Annotated in this window: 16 protein-coding genes; 11 read left to right on the top strand and 5 right to left on the bottom strand. The window is 44.7% G+C overall.

The genetic code is table 11. From position 1 onward, the window contains the following. Window positions 1-98: 98 nt before the first annotated feature. Window positions 99-476, bottom strand: coding sequence for an autonomous glycyl radical cofactor GrcA (gene grcA / locus L1076_RS18990; protein ID WP_005434930.1), 378 nt, complete (start codon window positions 474-476; stop codon window positions 99-101). Between the two features lie 326 nt (window positions 477-802). Here grcA and nfo point away from each other — a divergent pair, with 326 nt between their 5' ends. The 3 genes from nfo to L1076_RS18975 all read left to right on the top strand — a co-directional run bounded on the left by nfo (window position 803) and on the right by L1076_RS18975 (window position 3,420). Next, on the top strand, window positions 803-1,690 hold the full coding sequence (gene nfo / locus L1076_RS18985) for a deoxyribonuclease IV (protein ID WP_237304280.1): 888 nt from the start codon (window positions 803-805) through the stop codon (window positions 1,688-1,690). A 354-nt stretch (window positions 1,691-2,044) separates the two neighbouring features. Next, complete coding sequence (gene ung, locus L1076_RS18980; RefSeq protein WP_038876221.1) at window positions 2,045-2,725, top strand: uracil-DNA glycosylase; 681 nt, start codon at window positions 2,045-2,047, stop codon at window positions 2,723-2,725. A 143-nt stretch (window positions 2,726-2,868) separates the two neighbouring features. Then, the gene (locus L1076_RS18975) at window positions 2,869-3,420 is read left to right on the top strand and encodes a hemerythrin domain-containing protein (protein ID WP_045422041.1); all 552 of its coding nucleotides are present in this window, start codon (window positions 2,869-2,871) and stop codon (window positions 3,418-3,420) included. Window positions 3,421-3,648: 228 nt separating this feature from the next. Here L1076_RS18975 and L1076_RS18970 read toward each other — a convergent pair whose 3' ends face one another. Next, a complete protein-coding gene (locus L1076_RS18970) occupies window positions 3,649-3,834 on the bottom strand; it encodes a DUF3545 family protein (protein WP_039977404.1) in 186 nt (61 codons plus the stop codon). Window positions 3,835-4,556: 722 nt separating this feature from the next. On the opposite strand from L1076_RS18970, the gene L1076_RS18965 reads away from it, so the two are divergent. The 3 genes from L1076_RS18965 to L1076_RS18955 all read left to right on the top strand — a co-directional run bounded on the left by L1076_RS18965 (window position 4,557) and on the right by L1076_RS18955 (window position 7,717). After that, window positions 4,557-5,993 carry a sodium:alanine symporter family protein gene (locus tag L1076_RS18965; RefSeq protein WP_038876224.1) on the top strand — a complete coding sequence of 479 codons (1,437 nt, stop codon included), beginning with the start codon at window positions 4,557-4,559 and terminating at the stop codon, window positions 5,991-5,993. A gap of 108 nt (window positions 5,994-6,101) precedes the next feature. Continuing rightward, window positions 6,102-6,878 (top strand): peroxide stress protein YaaA, encoded by a 777-nt coding sequence (yaaA, locus tag L1076_RS18960; RefSeq protein WP_038876225.1) that lies wholly within the window; start codon window positions 6,102-6,104, stop codon window positions 6,876-6,878. A gap of 203 nt (window positions 6,879-7,081) precedes the next feature. Then, window positions 7,082-7,717, top strand: a complete 636-nt coding sequence (locus L1076_RS18955) for an alternative oxidase (RefSeq protein ID WP_005434918.1) — start codon at window positions 7,082-7,084, stop codon at window positions 7,715-7,717. 60 nt (window positions 7,718-7,777) lie between these two features. Here L1076_RS18955 and srmB read toward each other — a convergent pair whose 3' ends face one another. Then, a complete protein-coding gene (srmB, locus tag L1076_RS18950) occupies window positions 7,778-9,001 on the bottom strand; it encodes an ATP-dependent RNA helicase SrmB (RefSeq protein WP_039977403.1) in 1,224 nt (407 codons plus the stop codon). A gap of 107 nt (window positions 9,002-9,108) precedes the next feature. After that, on the bottom strand, window positions 9,109-9,828 hold the full coding sequence (locus tag L1076_RS18945; protein WP_237304279.1) for a tRNA1(Val) (adenine(37)-N6)-methyltransferase: 720 nt from the start codon (window positions 9,826-9,828) through the stop codon (window positions 9,109-9,111). Window positions 9,829-10,157: 329 nt separating this feature from the next. Here L1076_RS18945 and brnQ point away from each other — a divergent pair, with 329 nt between their 5' ends. Beyond that, window positions 10,158-11,471 carry a branched-chain amino acid transport system II carrier protein gene (gene brnQ, locus L1076_RS18940; protein ID WP_038866441.1) on the top strand — a complete coding sequence of 438 codons (1,314 nt, stop codon included), beginning with the start codon at window positions 10,158-10,160 and terminating at the stop codon, window positions 11,469-11,471. A gap of 85 nt (window positions 11,472-11,556) precedes the next feature. On the opposite strand, the gene fldB is transcribed toward brnQ, so the two are convergent. After that, window positions 11,557-12,075, bottom strand: coding sequence for a flavodoxin FldB (gene fldB / locus L1076_RS18935; RefSeq protein ID WP_033004989.1), 519 nt, complete (start codon window positions 12,073-12,075; stop codon window positions 11,557-11,559). Between the two features lie 158 nt (window positions 12,076-12,233). On the opposite strand from fldB, the gene xerD reads away from it, so the two are divergent. The 4 genes from xerD (at window position 12,234) to prfB (ending at window position 17,059) form a co-directional block, all read left to right on the top strand. Next, window positions 12,234-13,151 (top strand): site-specific tyrosine recombinase XerD, encoded by a 918-nt coding sequence (gene xerD / locus L1076_RS18930; protein ID WP_005434910.1) that lies wholly within the window; start codon window positions 12,234-12,236, stop codon window positions 13,149-13,151. Window positions 13,152-13,212: 61 nt separating this feature from the next. Further along, a complete protein-coding gene (gene dsbC, locus L1076_RS18925; RefSeq protein ID WP_009707701.1) occupies window positions 13,213-14,001 on the top strand; it encodes a bifunctional protein-disulfide isomerase/oxidoreductase DsbC in 789 nt (262 codons plus the stop codon). A 46-nt stretch (window positions 14,002-14,047) separates the two neighbouring features. After that, window positions 14,048-15,787: a single-stranded-DNA-specific exonuclease RecJ gene (gene recJ, locus L1076_RS18920; RefSeq protein WP_237304278.1), complete on the top strand. Its 1,740-nt coding sequence runs from the start codon at window positions 14,048-14,050 to the stop codon at window positions 15,785-15,787. 173 nt (window positions 15,788-15,960) lie between these two features. Further along, window positions 15,961-17,059 (top strand): peptide chain release factor 2 gene (gene prfB, locus L1076_RS18915; RefSeq protein ID WP_096030938.1). Its coding sequence is split into 2 segments (ribosomal slippage): window positions 15,961-16,035 and window positions 16,037-17,059, totalling 1,098 coding nucleotides; the frame shifts between segments, so codons are not numbered across the junction. Window positions 17,060-17,083: the final 24 nt, after the last annotated feature.

Below are 17,083 nucleotides of genomic sequence, written 5' to 3'. Positions count from 1 at the left end.
TCTGCTGTCGGAAGGGTTTAGAAGGATCCAGAAACAAAAAAAGCTTGGTCATTGCTGACCAAGCTTTTTAAATTCTAACAAGCTAGTTTACTGAGAGATTATAGAGACTCAGTAAAAGTACGAGCGATTACGTCACGTTGCTGTTCTGGAGTTAGCGAGTTGAAACGTACTGCGTAACCAGAAACACGGATAGTTAGCTGTGGGTAGTTCTCTGGGTGTGCTACTGCATCTTCTAGAGTTTCACGCTTAAGAACGTTTACGTTTAGGTGCTGACCGCCTTCGATGCGAGGAGCTGTTTCGATTGCTACTTCACGGCTTTCGTATTCACCTAGGTCGCTAATTGCGATAACTTGGTCTGCTTCGTAAGTTGATGCTGCAGCAACACAACGCGCTTCGTTCTTCTCGCTATCTAGTAGCCAGATTGAGTTTAGTAGTTCGTCGTTAGCTGCTTTAGTAATTTGGATACCTTGGATCATCACTATCTCCTAGACCACTTACGTGGTGATTATTGGTGTTAATTTTCGAATTTTTGTCGAGCTAAGTATTATATAGCCAATATCCATTATTTTAATATTGATTTAAGTCAAAAAACAACCAAAAACCTTAATTTTCTGAAGGTGATTTTCTTGAGTTAAATCAATAAAACGTTTGAAAACATACTATTTACAATTTATTTGATAATATAAAAAATATTTAAAAGTTAATTTTGTTGTAAATTTACTACAAAACAAGTTCAAAACTTAACCTTGTTTACGCAACTGCCTGTATTTAGGTAGCCATACTGAAAGTCTAAAGTGATTAAATGACAAACATGAAAAACAAGTTTGGAAACAAATTTATTGGTGCTCACGTATCTGCGGCTGGAGGGGTTGATCAAGCGCCTCTTCGTGCTCGTGAAATTGGTGCGAATGCGTTTGCTCTGTTTACTAAGAACCAACGCCAATGGGTTGCAAAACCACTCGAAGAAAAAACCATTAGTGCGTTCAAAGCAAACTGCAAAATGCTTGGTTTCGGCGCTGAACACATTCTTCCCCATGACTCTTATCTGATTAACTTGGGTGCTCCAGAAGAAGAAAAGCTGAATAAATCCCGCGTGGCATTTATTGATGAGATGGAGCGTTGCAATCAATTAGGTTTAACGTTGCTAAACTTCCACCCTGGTAGCCACTTAAAGAAAGTGTCGGAACAGGCGTGTTTGGCGACGATCGCCGAGTCGATTAACCTGGCGCACAAAGCAGTGCCGAATGTGATCGCTGTGATTGAGAACACGGCAGGTCAGGGCACTAACTTAGGTTGGAAGTTTGAGCATTTGGCTGACATCATCGATCAAGTGGAAGACAAAGAACGTGTTGGCGTATGTCTCGATACTTGTCACACGTTTACCGCAGGTTACGATCTGCGTACTAAAGAGGATTGTAAGCATACCTTTGCTGAGTTCGACCGTATCGTTGGTATGCATTATTTAAGAGCAATGCATCTAAATGATTCAAAAGTCGAATTCGCTAGCAAGGTTGACCGTCACCACTCATTAGGCAAAGGAGAGATCGGCTGGAGCTGTTTTGAGTACATCGCTAAAGATCCACGTTTTGATGGTATCCCTCTGATTTTAGAAACAATTGACCCAGATATTTGGCAGCAAGAAATCAATACCTTACGCCAATTCCACATTGAAGAAATGGTTAATTCCTAACGGGATGGCAAAGTTGGCATCCTTCTTTCTTAGCTAAAACCATTGAGCGGTTATGCGCTTGTTTTAAACGCCTGAACTCAACGTTGTAGTTAGGCGAAGCTAGTTAGGAGGATGACAATATGTCTCGATCAGTTTCTTTTATCCCGGCGACACACTCTCGACGAGTGTTGCGTTTACCCACCCCAAATCGCCATATCACCGGACAGGGGCATTTTCGAACGCCGCAACGACATTAGCGAGGGCTCTCGTTAATGTCATGATTTTTTGAAAAGCCATCTCAAGCTGATAGTAAGTTTTTGTTTGTTTGGACTTCGCTCGGTAGAATAAAGGAAAACCCTAGGACAGGAACTTTCCATGAATCAGTTACCGACTTGGCACGATGTGATCGGCGAAGAGAAACAACAGAGCTACTTTGTAGATACCCTGAATTTTGTTGAAGCAGAGCGCGCCTCAGGCAAAGCGATTTATCCGCCAACCAAAGATGTGTTTAATGCGTTTCGCTTTACTGAATTCAATGATGTGAAAGTCGTGATTTTAGGGCAGGATCCCTATCATGGACCGAACCAAGCACATGGTTTGTGTTTCTCTGTGCTGCCAGGCATTAAAACTCCGCCATCTTTGGTGAACATGTACAAAGAGTTAGCGCAAGATATCGAAGGCTTCCAAATTCCGCAGCATGGTTTTTTACAAAGCTGGGCCGAACAAGGTGTGTTGTTACTCAATACAGTATTGACAGTAGAGCAGGGTAAAGCACATTCACACTCTAAAACCGGTTGGGAGACCTTTACTGACCGTGTGATTGAATCGATCAACCAGCATCAGCAAGGTGTGGTGTTCTTACTGTGGGGAGCACATGCGCAGAAGAAAGGTCGTTTCATTGACCGTAGCAAGCATCATGTGTTGGCCGCTCCACATCCATCGCCATTATCTGCTCACCGCGGTTTCTTTGGCAGTAAACCATTTTCACAAGCGAACCAGATCCTGCTTCAGCAAGGTAAAGAAGCCATCAATTGGCATTTGCCTTTAACGGTGTAAATCTCACTTTTCCTCTTATATAAAGAGGTAATTCTCAGTACAGCGATCGTGACACAACGATCGCTGTTTTTTTGAACATCGTCGAATCAGATATTAGGTTTCTCATATACACTTATAGAAAGTAGGTGTTAAGGAGAGACGCTATGATGATCGAAAGAATTCGACGAGAACACGGCTATATGGTCCGTTTACTGGCGATATTGCGCCATAAATTAAATGAGATTAAACAAGAGAATGCCATCAATTATGCGTTGGTGAGCGAAATCGTAGATTACCTCTCTAACCATTCTGAAAAAATCCACCACCCTAAAGAAGACATTCTCTACCATTACTTCCTAAAACAGTACGGTCAGCAGAAGACAATTGAGAACTTAGAGCTTGAGCATCAAGTGTTGGCGAGCAAAACCAAAGATTTCTCAATGCTATTAGAAATGATCCTGCAAGATGCTGTCGTTCCACAAGAGTTATTCATAACACAGTTAGAGGACTTTATTGTGACGCAAAAACGCCACCTTGAGTTGGAAGAGCGCCAGGTACTGCCTCTTATTGAAGAACTGTTTACCTCGGACGATTGGCAATATGTAGAAAGCCTATGGCATCAGAGTGAAGATGATCCAGTATTTGGTAGTACTATTGCAGATCGCTATAAACAATTGGCTGAACGAGTGCGTCAGAACGATGTTGAGTTCGTTTAAAGCGAATTATGACAAGGTAAACGATTGCTTTAGCGCGGTTTATTTTGCGTTTTCTTATTTGATGAGAATTAAGGGTAAATTGGATTCTTACAAATAGGGCAGAATTTTGAGGTAAATTCTCAATCAATAAGAATGGGTGTTATAGGACGAAATTCAACGCAAAAACACCCATCAAATTCATAGGTCTATAAATGACAAAAGGCACCCACGAGGTGCCTTTTGTCTAAATTATAGTTTGATATCTTCTAGAGAGATGTCGTGACAGACATCCAGTTCACGCAGTTCCTTTAGCAAATTACGTCGGTCGTTCATTTCTTCTATTTCTCGCCACTTACGCTTCAATGGTTTCGCACGAGATTTTGATGTTGAGGTAGTATCCAGACCAAATAGGTCATCGAGTTGAAAGCCTTCCATAAGCCACCTTTACCTTTCTATATCTAAACTGTTGTAACCAGTCCTTGTGGAGCTTTTTAAGTACCACAATAGACGTGAGGATAACCATGATATATTTCGCATTTGTGTCGGTAACATGACATTTTCGCGCAAAAATACTCACAGAATCACATTTTGCATGGGGACGGAGTGCGCAAAAAATAAGCGAACGAACTCACGAAAACGATTAAATAAAGAGATTTGGTATGTTAATTCGAGTGACAGATTTTACTTAAATTTTGAATACTAAGGTTGCATAGCATCGCTTTGATGAAAATGTATCCAATCGTAACAGAGTGAGGTCATTAAAATTTGTCAGATACCTTGTGGTTGCTAGCCTCGCTAAAAATAAATGGGATGGTGTTTTGTTAACGATTGCGGGGCTATTTATGTTGAGTTTTGATAAACGCAATGTTGCTGTTTGTGAGCGATAAGTTTTCATTTTATGTTAATCAATAGTGACTTTATAGTGAAAAATAACAAGCTTATTTTACTGGTTGCATATTGATTTTTGCTTGTCGAGGCTGCATTATCCGCCCGTCAAAAAATACGCTGGTACGTAAAATGGATGCATGAAGCGACGTTTACGATTCTAGATTGCGAAATAAACATTATTCAAAAAGCTAAGCAGACTTTGACACTTAGCATGCAATCTGGTGGATGGCTCGGAAGCAAAGACTGGCGCAACTCACTTTGAGGTACACATGACAGACTTAATCAATTTGATGAACGACCTCCTTTGGGGCTCGATTCTTGTTTATCTTCTTGTTGGTGTAGGAATCTACTTCACCGTTCGATTGGGATTCATTCAATTCCGCCATTTCGGCCACATGTTCTCTGTTCTAAAGAACAGTCGTAAAGCAGACAAAGCTGGTATCTCTTCTTTCCAAGCGCTTTGTACTAGTCTTGCTGCACGTGTTGGTACGGGTAACATGGCGGGTGTTGCAGTTGCACTGACTGCGGGTGGCCCTGGTGCAATCTTCTGGATGTGGTTGATTGCGATGCTTGGTATGGCGACGTCGTTTGCAGAAAGCACACTGGCGCAGCTATACAAAACCAAAGATGATGATGGCAACTACCGCGGTGGTCCTGCTTACTACATGGAAAAAGGCTTGGGCATGCGCTGGATGGGCGTGTTGTTCTCAATTTTCCTAATCATCGCTTTTGGTTTGGTATTTAACGCCGTTCAAGCAAACTCTATCGCGAATGCAATGAGCAATGCATTTGGTTGGGATGACCTTTACGTAGGTATCGCAGTTGTTGCTTTGTCCGCTATCGTTATTTTTGGTGGTATTAAGCGTATCGCGAAAGTTGCTGAGTTAGTTGTTCCTGTAATGGCTCTGGCTTACCTCGTTCTTGCGATGTTCGTGATGCTTTCTAACTTAGAGAAACTACCAGACGTTCTAATGCTTATCTTCAAGAGCGCATTCGGCCTGCAAGAAGCAGCTGCTGGTGGTCTTGGTTATGCCATCGCACAAGCGATGATCAACGGTATCAAACGTGGTCTATTCTCGAACGAAGCGGGTATGGGTTCTGCGCCAAACGCGGCAGCGTCAGCAACGCCTTACCCACCACACCCAGCATCTCAAGGTTACGTACAGATGCTAGGCGTGTTCATGGATACGATCGTTATCTGTTCGGCGACAGTTGCTATTATCCTGATGTCAGGTGAGTACGTAGGCCAAGCAACAGAAGTGACGGGTATTGAGCTAACTCAGCGTGCATTGAGCTCGCAAGTGGGTGATTGGGGCGGCATCTTTGTTGCGGTTGCGATCTTCTTCTTCGCATTCACCTCAATCATTGCTAACTACTCGTACGCTGAAACAAACCTTATCTTCCTAGAGCATAACCACAAAGCGGGTCTAGGCATCTTCCGTATCGTTGTACTAGGTATGGTTATGTTTGGTGCGTTAGCTTCTCTGCCTGTGGTTTGGTCGCTTGCTGACGTCTCTATGGGTCTGATGGCGATTGTGAACTTGGTTGCGATCATCTTGCTATCTGGCATCGTGATTAAACTGGCGAAAGACTACAACCGCCAGTTGAGTGAAGGTAAAGTGCCAACGTTTGATCCGAATGACTTCCCTGAGCTGAAATCTCAGCTAGAGGAAGGTATTTGGGACAACAACAAGAAGGCAGACTAAGTCGCTTAATCATTGTTGAAAGCTATCAACACGATTCAAAAAGCCATGCAGACAATGCATGGCTTTTTTTGTACCCTAATGGAAAACAAAATTAGGGAAGTTAAAGTCATGCTTATCGTCGTTTCTCCAGCTAAAACGCTTGATTACGAGTCTCCACTTGCAACCGAGAAGTTTACTCAACCAGACTTGGTTAGCTATTCAAAAGAGCTGATCGAGGTATGCCGTAAATTAACACCTGCCGATGTTTCGTCACTGATGAAAGTGAGCGACAAAATCGCTGACTTGAACGTCGGCCGTTTCCAAGAGTGGAGTGAAACCTTCACGACAGATAACGCTCGCCAAGCGATTTTGGCGTTTAAGGGCGATGTGTATACAGGTCTTGAAGCGGAAACTCTTTCAGATACCGATTTCGATTACGCTCAAGGTCATCTACGTATGCTGTCTGGCCTTTACGGTCTGCTTAAGCCGCTTGATTTGATGCAGCCATACCGTCTTGAGATGGGCACTAAGCTAGCAAACGAAAAGGGCACTAACCTCTACCAGTTCTGGGGTAATGTCATTACCGATAAGCTGAATGAAGCGATTGCAGCGCAAGGCGACAATGTGCTGATCAATCTTGCATCGAACGAATACTTCAAAGCGGTGAAGCCAAAGAACTTGGATGCTCAAGTGATCACACCAATCTTCAAAGATTGTAAGAATGGTCAATACAAGGTGATCAGTTTCTACGCGAAGAAAGCGCGCGGTATGATGGCTCGCTACATCATCGAAAACCGTATCGAAAGCGTTGCTGACCTCACTAAGTTTGATGTTGCGGGTTACTACTTCGTTGAAGAAGAGTCGACGCCAACTGACTTGGTGTTTAAGCGCGAAGAGCAAAACTGATTGAAGTAAGTGAATCGCGAGTTGATGACTCAGCGAAATAAAGTACGCCAAAAAGCCGGATAGTTATCCGGCTTTTTTTATGTCTGTTAAACCTGATCTAAATCGGACTTTATTACATAAAAATTTTATTCATTAAAAAATAGTTGAGTGCGAAGGTTTAAAGTTGTATTTTAAATGCAACTTTAAAATAAAGGAGTTCTCCTATGTCAGACTTCAAGCTCACACACAAAAAAGCCTCTAAGTTATCGGAGTACATTGCACTACGTATTACCAAGTTGCTGAAATTCACTCTGAACATCTTTTATGGCAAGAAATACGCGAAGCGCGCTGTGATTCTCGAAACAATCGCCGCTGTGCCAGGTATGGTGGCTGGGATGTTCAATCACTTGAAAGCGCTGCGTCGAATGAAAGACGATGAAGGCTGGATCCGAGAACTCCTTGATGAGGCCGAAAACGAGCGCATGCACCTAATGATTTTCCTCGACATTGCCAAACCAAGTTTGGTTGAGCGTTTATTGGTGTTGCTGGGACAAGGTGTTTTCATTGTTGTGTACAGTTTCATCTATCTGCTTTCTTCTAAAATTGCTCACCGTGTTGTGGGTTACTTCGAAGAAGAAGCGTGTAATAGCTACACTGAGTACCTAGAGAAAATTGATAGCGGGGAAGTGGAGAATGTACCAGCTCCGACTCTGGCGATTGACTACTACAAGCTGCCTGCTGATGCGATGCTAAGAGACGTGATTTTGCGTATTCGAGAAGATGAAGCGGGGCACCGTGATCGCAACCATGGCTTCGCTGATGCCTATGAAGATAAAACTCTTCCAGCTCATCAATTATAGATGAAAAACAAAAAGAGCCGCGATTGCGGCTCTTTTAGATTTGGAATCAATCAGACGTGATTACTTCTTCTTAGCGGTTTTCTTTTTCGCTACTTTCTTCTTGTCGTCTTTTTTCTTTTTCTTCTTAAACACTGGTTTTTTGTGTTTAGGGCGCATCTCTTTGATGAAACGCTCTTTGATGTCTTCTTTTACGTAACGTGCAACACGATCCATCATTGGCTGGTCGTGCGCTTCTACGATAGAGATAGCGTTACCTTTTTTACCTGCACGCGCGGTACGGCCAATACGGTGAAGGTATACGTCAGCTGTGCGAGGCATATCGTAGTTGACAACGTGTGATACGTCTGGAAGGTCGATACCACGAGCAGCAACGTCAGTGGCAAGTAGTACGTTCACAGCACCTTCACGAAAGCGTGCAATGGCATTGTTACGACGATCTTGCGGCATTTCACCTTGGATCCATGAACAAGGAATTTGCGCACTTTCTAATTGGCCACGCAACTCAGCTAGACGCTCACGAGTCTTCAAGAACACAATTGTGCGTTCTGCTTGCTCTGTGATGATGTGTTTTAACAGTTCTAGCTTATGTTCTGCTGTGTCGGCACGGTGATACCACTGAGCAATTTTTTTGCGCTCACGCAATGGTGATTTTGCATCGATCTCTGCTGGCTCGTTAAGTAGGTCTGCTGTGAAGCCTTCTACGCCTTTACCTTCTAGTGTTGCGGAGAACAGAAGGGTTTGCTTACGCCAGCGACATTCGTTTGATAGACGGTCTACCGTTGGTGCGAAGCCCATGTCTAGCATGCGGTCTGCTTCATCAAGCACTAACCATTCAATGGCACGACAGTCAAAGCGCTCTGCATCAATGTACTCACGTAGACGACCCGGTGTAGCTACGACGATGTCTTGCGTTGTTGCAAGAATATCGGCGTGCTCTTGGTACTGAACACCACCAGTGATGGTGAAGATATTCAATTTTGTGTTCTTTGCAAGCGCACGCGCTTGATCTGCAATTTGCATAGCAAGTTCACGTGTTGGCGTCAGGATCAGGATACGAGCAGGTCCAGGCTTGCGACGAGGGAAGTCTTGCAGGTATTGCAACGCAGGCAGTACGAATGCTGCCGTTTTACCTGTGCCAGTTGGTGCTGACGCTAGAATGTCACGACCATCCAACGCTTGTGGAATCGCCTCAGCCTGAATTTTAGTTGGGCGTTCGTAGCCCATCTCTTCGATGGCTTCAAGTAGGTTTGGGTCTAGATCAAGTTCAGCAAAGGTTCTGATCACAATGAGTTCTCCACAAGCAAAGCTTGGTTAATGGTTCGCCGCAGCAGCATAGAATATAAAAAGGTCGCACATTATAAAGTGATTGGTGACAAGGATCACATGTTATTTCACATCTTAAGATAAAACTCGTGAGTTAGACGGATAAATTCTTCGTCATAACCCTGATTTGAGTGGATGGTCAATTGTGATTCTTCGGTGTCGCAGACCTTTTTCGATAACTCAAATAGTACACGATGCACCGCTTTTTTCTGTGATGGTTGCACGTAGCATAGACGTGATACATACCAGCCTTGTGTTTTCGCCATGACAATAAACTGCTCCCCTTCGGTGATTGGCAGAACAAAACTGGCCTTGCCGTCTTCTTCAAGTAAGTCATAGCAACACACTAATAACGCGCGATGTTGCAGTGTGTCGGTATGTCGGGCGGTGGCGCGCTGAGCCTGCTTTGATTGCTCACCATTATTGAAGTAGGGCGGATTACAAATGATGTGCTGAAAACGTTGCGTTGGTTCAAACGTTAATACATCGGTGTGCAAAACGGTTAATCGGTCAGCCCAAGGTGAATGCGTAAAGTTGGTCTGGGCGGCTTCTACTGCGGTTGATTCGATGTCCACCGCGGTGATCATCGTGCCTGAAAAGCGTTGTGCGCACATTAGAGCCAACAGACCCGTACCAGTACCAATGTCCAGAATATTGCACTGCGATGGACACTTTGTCCAAGCGCCCAGCATCACGCCATCGGTACTGACAGGCATGCCACTTTCACCACCATCGATGGAAAATTGCTTAAACTTGAAGCCTTTAGTCTTGAATGTATCGCTCTTCATGATTGTTTTATATTTACTCAATAATAGAGTTAGATGCTCTATTGTTTCTAAATTGTATGGTTTGTTATCTTGTTGGTTATTAATTTGTATTGCTTTTTGATCGAGATAAAGAACTGGTCATAAATGTCAGTGTAGTGATATCCACTGCTTTTGAGTTTGCAAACTAAATTAATATGGTGTTTTTTTCTTAAAGGTTGCCAAATGATGGGTCTTTCGTCATTATGCGGCGGAAAATTTATAGATTGAACCACAGATACTCATTTTATTTGGGTATACAAAAAGTGGTCGATGCATACACAACATTCATCAATTCAGAAAAAGGGTTATCTGTGAAGCAGACGTTAAAACTAACAGATATTATCGCAGTAGGCTTTATGCTATTTGCGTTCTTTTTGGGTGCTGGCAACATCATCTTTCCACCTCTAGCGGGTCAGCTAGCCGGTGATCATTTGATGCCAGCAATGTTTGGTTTCTTGCTAACAGCGGTAGGTCTACCTCTTATTACTATCGTTGCTATTGCTGTTGCAGGTGGTTCTTGGGATCATCTAACGCAAGACCTTCCTAAGAAAGCAGCAGTACTTATGGCTGCGCTTATCTTCATCATTATCGGTCCAGCATTTGCAGCGCCGCGTACTGGTCTCGTGGCTTACGAAATGGCAATCAAGCCTTTCTTCGTTGACGCGACACAAGCACACCTTACGTCATTCTCTATCCTGTTCTTTGCAGTAGCGATGCTATTTGCTTGGTTCCAAGGTCGTCTGATTGACTTGATCGGTAAAGTGTTAACGCCAGTTTTGTTCCTTGGCCTTATCGTACTTGCTATTGCGGTATTCGTTGATCCGCAAGGTGAGATGATGGGTGCACATGGTGAGTACTTAACGCAACCACTAACCAAAGGTTTCCTTGAAGGTTACAACACCATGGATACGTTCGCATCGCTGATGTTCGGTATGCTAATGGTGGATGCACTGCGCAGTAAAGGCATCACTGAGCGTGCAGCAACGACAAAATACCTAATCTGCGCAGGTTGTATTGCAGCAGCAGGTCTTGCGTTCGTTTATATCTCATTGTTCTACCTAGGTGCGACGAGTGCAACTATCGCAGCAGGTGCAGACAACGGTGGTGCAGTACTAAGCCAGTATGTTCAAGCGCTATTTGGCCCTTACGGTCAGATCGTACTTTCAATCATCGTATTGCTTGCATGTTTGACGACGGCTATCGGCCTTATCTCTGCATGTTCAGATTTCTTCAGCTCTAAGACGAAATTGACTTACAAGCAGTGGGTTATCATCAACGGTGCCGCTTGTGCATTGATTGCAAACGTAGGTCTGTCTCAGCTAATTTCGCTATCCGTTCCTGTACTGTTTGCGCTATACCCAGTTGCAGTAGCCTTGGTTGCGCTAACATTCGTACGCAGCAAGCTACCAAACCCGCGTGTAGCGTACCGCTCTGTATTGCTAGTATCACTGCTGTTTGCATTGATTGATGCAGCGAAAGTAGCAGGTCTAGACGTTTCAGCATTCAACATGCTGCCACTGTTTGAAGTGGGCATGGGTTGGGTTCTACCAACGTTTGCAGCGATTGTTTGCATGTTCTTTGTTGCTAAATCTTCTCAACCTGAGTTGACAGAAGAAGCGGCATAATTGCTGACTCGCAAGATTTAAAAAGCCCGGTGAAGCGATTCACCGGGCTTTTTGTTTGTCTGTGGTTTTGACAGTTGATGCTGACTTATAGCGTGTCGTGAAACTCAACCAACACTTGCTCACACCATTTCTCGATGCGTTCGTCACTCAGTTCGTATTGGGAATCTTCATCCAGCGCTAAGCCGACAAATTGGCTGCCATCTTCTGTTAGTGCTTTCGATGCCTCGAACTCATAACCTTCATTTGGCCAGTAACCGATAAATTGCGCGCCCGTTGCTTTTAGCTCGTCATGCAGTAGGCCCATCGCATCAAGGTACCATTCGCCGTAGCCTTCTTGGTCACCTAAGCCAAACAGGGCTACCACTTTGCCTTTTAGTGGCGTGGTTGCAATGTTTTCCCAAATGGCACTCCAGTCTTCTTGGATTTCACCGAAGTCCCAAGTCGAGATACCAATCAGCAGTAAATCGTAGTCTGCCATCAGTGACAGCGGTGTCTCTTTCACGTTGTGAATGTCGACAAGGTCTTCACCAATGATATTGCGAATTTTCTCTGCTGCCATTTCTGTGTAGCAGGTTGTTGAGCCGTAAAAGAGTCCGATTTTCATTATATTCGTCGTTTTTTGTATTGCTGTTGTGGCAGATTCTAACCATAAAACGGGGAAGATTGCAGCGAATATCCCGAGGGAGATGATTTTTTTATGGTATTGCTTGGGCAGTTGCCTTACTCTCAATACTGTAAATATAAACAGATAAGGAAGCGTTCATGACGGCACAACAGCCTGTCAATCAACAAGATTTTGGTCTTGTTGAGCAATTCTTAGATGCGATGTGGATGGAGCGTGGTCTATCGGAGAACACGTTAGCTTCCTACCGAAATGATTTAATGAAACTGCTCGCGTGGATGGAGCAACACAGCTACCGACTTGATTTCATCAGCCTGTCTGGCTTGCAAGAGTACCAAAGCTACCTAGTCGATTTAGATTACAAGCAGACATCCCGAGCGCGTATGCTGTCGGCGATTCGCCGTTTGTTCCAATACATTCACCGTGAAAAAGTACGCGCAGATGATCCGAGTGCATTGCTGGTAAGCCCAAAGTTGCCACAGCGTCTACCTAAAGACATTAGTGAAGAACAAGTGGACGCACTGCTCGATGCACCAGACCCAAACGATCCAGTCGAACTGCGTGATAAAGCCATGTTAGAGCTGCTTTATGCTACGGGTTTGCGTGTGACAGAGTTGGTCAGTCTGACAATGGAAAACGTCAGTTTACGCCAAGGGGTAGTGCGCGTGACTGGTAAAGGTGGTAAAGAACGCTTGGTTCCTATGGGAGAAAACGCGGTCGATTGGATTGAAACTTTTATCCAGCAAGGTCGGTCTGCTCTATTGGGAGAGACTACGTCGGACGTGGTATTCCCAAGCAAACGTGCAAGACAAATGACCCGCCAAACCTTTTGGCACCGTATTAAGTACTACGCTGTGATTGCGGGTATTGATACTGACCAGTTGTCGCCACACGTATTGCGCCATGCTTTTGCAACGCACTTATTGAACTATGGCGCAGATCTCAGGGTCGTACAGATGCTGTTGGGGCATAGTGACTTATCGACCACGCAAATTTATACTCACGTGGCGACTGAGCGATTGAAACAGATCCACAGTCAACACCACCCAAGAGCATAATGATGGTTTGGTTCATCCATTATCTCATTGGATGAAAGGATTTTATTTTAAGGTGAATTTAATGAGCGTATTACGCCGACTAACTCTGCTGACTTTACCGTTTTTCGTTGCCGCTTGTGGTGCTGAAGAAAGTCAGGCAAAAACGGAAACTCCTGCACAACAAGTCGCGCCAGCGGCAAAACAGAACTTTGATGAAGCAGCGCTAAAAGCGAAGTTTTCTAAGTTGGGTGTGTCTATTCTTGATATCCAACCATCAGACGTTGCTGGTCTATTAGAAATTCAAACCAATGGTGGTGTGCTGTTCGCATCAAACGATGGTAATCACTTTATTGCCGGTACACTTTACGCCATCGATGATAACGGCGGTTACAAAGACGTAATTGCTGAACGTCAAGCGCCTTTGAACGCAGCAAAAATCGCGAAGTTCTCCGACAGCGTGATCGAATACAAAGCGGACAACGAGAAATATGTTGTGACAGTATTCACTGACATCACTTGTGGTTACTGTGTGCGCCTACACAGCCAAATGCAAGGTTACAATGACCTAGGCATTACGGTTCGCTACATGGCTTACCCTCGTCAAGGTGCAACAGGTCCAGTTGCTGAACAGATGGCGACAATTTGGTGTGCAGAAGATCCGAAATCAGCAATGCACAACGCAAAAGTAGATCGCACGTTTGATAACCCAGCGAAAGATCTTAAGCAGTGTAAAGAGACCATCCAAGCGCATTACAACCTAGGTCGTGAGCTTGGTATTTCTGGTACACCAGCGATCTTCCTACCAAACGGTGAGCTAGTAGGTGGTTACCTTCCACCGGCAGATCTGCTAAAACGTTTAGAGCAACAATAATCCTTTAAGGAGCAGAGCCAGTGATATTCGCTGGCTCTTTTCAAACATGATAGAAATTCAACGACGTCCCGAACCGGATCTTTCTCTTCTTCCCGATTCTATTCCTGCCATTCTTAAGCGTATTTACATCAACCGTGGTATTACGGATGTAGCACAGCTAGAGACCTCTGCGCGTGGCTTGCACTCTTACCAACAACTTGGCGGTATTGATAAAGCGGTCGAGCTCTTATTCCAAGCGATTGATGAGAAAAAACGTATTATTGTCGTAGGTGACTTTGACGCTGATGGCGCAACCAGCTCGGCTCTGTCTGTTCTCGCATTGCGTATGCTTGGCAGTAATAATGTCGATTACCTAGTGCCTAACCGCTTTGAAGATGGCTACGGCCTCAGTCCGGAAGTAGTAGATCAAGCGTTAGAGCTGGGCGCTGAGATGATCATGACGGTAGACAACGGTGTCTCGTCGATTGAAGGTGTCCGTTACGCCAAAGAAAACGGCATTACTGTACTGGTGACTGACCACCACTTACCGGGGCAAGTGCTACCGGATGTGGATGCCATGGTGAACCCGAACCTCGACAGTTGTGCTTTCCCATCGAAAGCATTGGCGGGGGTTGGCGTTGCTTTCTATCTGATGATGGCGCTGTGTGTGTACATGCGCAAACAGAATTGGTTCGCGCAGCAAGGCATGCAAGAGCCTAAATTGATGGAACTGATTGACCTTGTTGCACTTGGTACGGTCGCCGACGTTGTTCCACTTGATGAGAACAACCGCATTCTTGTACACCAAGGCTTGCAGCGCATCCGTGCAGGTAAAGCTCGTCCTGGTATTCAGGCGTTGATCGAAGTGGCGAAGCGCGATGCTCGTCGTTTGGTTGCGTCTGATTTTGGTTTCGCTTTGGGGCCACGTATTAACGCCGCCGGCCGTCTTGATGACATGTCATTCGGTGTTGAACTGCTGATGTGTAACAACATCCATGCAGCTCGTCGTATGGCGAGTGAACTAGACGGTTTGAACCAAACTCGCAAAGAGATTGAGGAAGGCATGAAGCAAGAAGCGATGGCTTTTTGTGAGCGTCTTCAGTTTGGTGAAAACAGTGAACTGCCTTACGGCTTAGCTTTATTCCAACGCGATTGGCACCAAGGTGTGATAGGCATTCTCGCTTCACGCATCAAAGAGAAGTTCCACCGTCCTGTTATTGCTTTTGCTGATGGTGGAGAAGGGACGATCAAAGGTTCTTGTCGTTCGATTCCTGGCTTACACATGCGTGATGCGTTGGACTTTATCGATACGCAAAACCCAGGTTTGATCATCAAATTTGGTGGTCATGCAATGGCGGCAGGTTTAACCATCAAAGAGCAAGACTTTGAGCGTTTCAGTCGTTTGTTTGATGACGTCGTGAAGAAAGAGTTGGATGAAGCAGCGCTCAAAGGCGTGATCATGTCCGATGGTGAGCTTAAGCCTGAAGAGTTTTCAATGCACGTTGCGGAGCAATTGCGTTCTGGTGGTCCTTTTGGCCAAGCGTTCCCAGAACCCATCTTTGATGGCGAATTTAAAGTGCTGCATCAAAAGCTCGTGGGTGAGAAGCACCTTAAGCTGATGTTAGAACCGCTTTACAAAGGTCATCCAACCAATGTGATGATTGATGGGATTGCGTTTAACGTTGATTTGCGTCGTTGGCCGGATGCATCGGTCAAAACAGTACGTCTCGCGTATAAGTTAGATGTGAATGAATTTCGTGGTAATCAATCATTGCAATTGATGATTGACTACATCGAAGCCAAGTAAAGTCAGGTTTTACACTTTATATAGAGTACGGTTGCCTTTAAGTGGGGCAAAAATTTTATGACCGTGCTCTCTCTAATTGCAATCTGATTTCCCAGCCGAAATTTTCCTGTATCTCCGTCACATTTTTGAGTAGAATTTCTCGGTTAAATTCTATTCTAAAATGTTGAGCAAACATGTTTGAAATCAATCCAATTAAAAACCGTCTTCAGGACGTGTCTGAGCGCACGAATGTCCTGAGGGGGTATCTTTGACTATGACGCTAAGAAAGAGCGTCTAGAAGAAGTCAACGCAGAACTTGAACAGCCGGATGTATGGAACGAGCCAGAACGTGCACAAGCACTGGGCAAAGAGCGTGCATCACTAGAAGCGGTTGTTGAAACTATCGTTCAACTAGAACAAGGTGTAGAAGACGTTGATGGTCTTCTAGAGCTTGCGGTTGAAGAAGAAGATCAAGAAACGTTTGACGAAATCGAACCAGAACTTGCTGAGTTGGAACAGAAGCTAGAACAGCTTGAATTCCGTCGTATGTTCTCTGGTGACCACGACAGCTCTGATTGCTACATTGACTTGCAAGCAGGCTCAGGTGGTACCGAGGCACAAGACTGGACCAACATGATGCTACGTATGTACCTGCGCTGGGCTGAAGCAAAAGGCTTCAAGGCAGAGGTTATCGAAGTATCTGAAGGTGAAGTCGCTGGCCTTAAAGGCGCGACAGTTAAGATTTCTGGTGAGTACGCTTACGGTTGGCTACGTACAGAAACAGGCGTTCACCGCCTTGTACGTAAATCGCCATTCGATTCAGGCGGCCGTCGTCACACGTCATTTGCTTCTGCGTTTATCTACCCAGAGATTGATGAAAACATCGCTATCGACATTAACCCTTCTGACCTACGTATCGACGTTTACCGTGCGTCAGGTGCTGGTGGTCAGCACGTTAACACCACTGAATCTGCGGTACGTATTACGCACGTTCCAACGAACACAGTAGTGCAATGTCAGAACGACCGTTCTCAACATAAGAACAAAGATCAGGCAATGAAACAGCTTCGAGCGAAGCTATTTGAGCTTGAATTGCAAAAGCAAAACGCGGAAAAACAAGCTAATGAAGACGCTAAGTCTGACATTGGCTGGGGTAGCCAGATCCGTTCTTACGTATTGGATGACTCACGCATTAAAGACCTCCGTACGGGCGTTGAAAACCGCAATACTCAAGCGGTTCTTGATGGCGATCTGGACAAATTTATTGAAGCTAGCCTGAAATCAGGTCTATAAAGCTTTTCACCGACAAAAAACAGG

The organism is Vibrio sp. MMG023 (assembly GCF_021654215.1).
Taxonomy (GTDB): domain Bacteria; phylum Pseudomonadota; class Gammaproteobacteria; order Enterobacterales; family Vibrionaceae; genus Vibrio; species Vibrio jasicida.
Note: the sequence above shows the minus strand (reverse complement) of the source record. Positions and strands in the feature narration are given on the sequence as shown.

Coding starts and splice junctions, on each gene's coding strand:
- grcA (WP_005434930.1), bottom strand. CDS start 476: ATGATCCAAGGTATCCAAATTACTAAAGCAGCTAACGACGAACTACTA.
- nfo (WP_237304280.1), top strand. CDS start 803: ATGACAAACATGAAAAACAAGTTTGGAAACAAATTTATTGGTGCTCAC.
- ung (WP_038876221.1), top strand. CDS start 2,045: ATGAATCAGTTACCGACTTGGCACGATGTGATCGGCGAAGAGAAACAA.
- L1076_RS18975 (WP_045422041.1), top strand. CDS start 2,869: ATGATGATCGAAAGAATTCGACGAGAACACGGCTATATGGTCCGTTTA.
- L1076_RS18970 (WP_039977404.1), bottom strand. CDS start 3,834: ATGGAAGGCTTTCAACTCGATGACCTATTTGGTCTGGATACTACCTCA.
- L1076_RS18965 (WP_038876224.1), top strand. CDS start 4,557: ATGACAGACTTAATCAATTTGATGAACGACCTCCTTTGGGGCTCGATT.
- yaaA (WP_038876225.1), top strand. CDS start 6,102: ATGCTTATCGTCGTTTCTCCAGCTAAAACGCTTGATTACGAGTCTCCA.
- L1076_RS18955 (WP_005434918.1), top strand. CDS start 7,082: ATGTCAGACTTCAAGCTCACACACAAAAAAGCCTCTAAGTTATCGGAG.
- L1076_RS18945 (WP_237304279.1), bottom strand. CDS start 9,828: ATGAAGAGCGATACATTCAAGACTAAAGGCTTCAAGTTTAAGCAATTT.
- fldB (WP_033004989.1), bottom strand. CDS start 12,075: ATGAAAATCGGACTCTTTTACGGCTCAACAACCTGCTACACAGAAATG.
- xerD (WP_005434910.1), top strand. CDS start 12,234: ATGACGGCACAACAGCCTGTCAATCAACAAGATTTTGGTCTTGTTGAG.
- dsbC (WP_009707701.1), top strand. CDS start 13,213: ATGAGCGTATTACGCCGACTAACTCTGCTGACTTTACCGTTTTTCGTT.
- recJ (WP_237304278.1), top strand. CDS start 14,048: ATGATAGAAATTCAACGACGTCCCGAACCGGATCTTTCTCTTCTTCCC.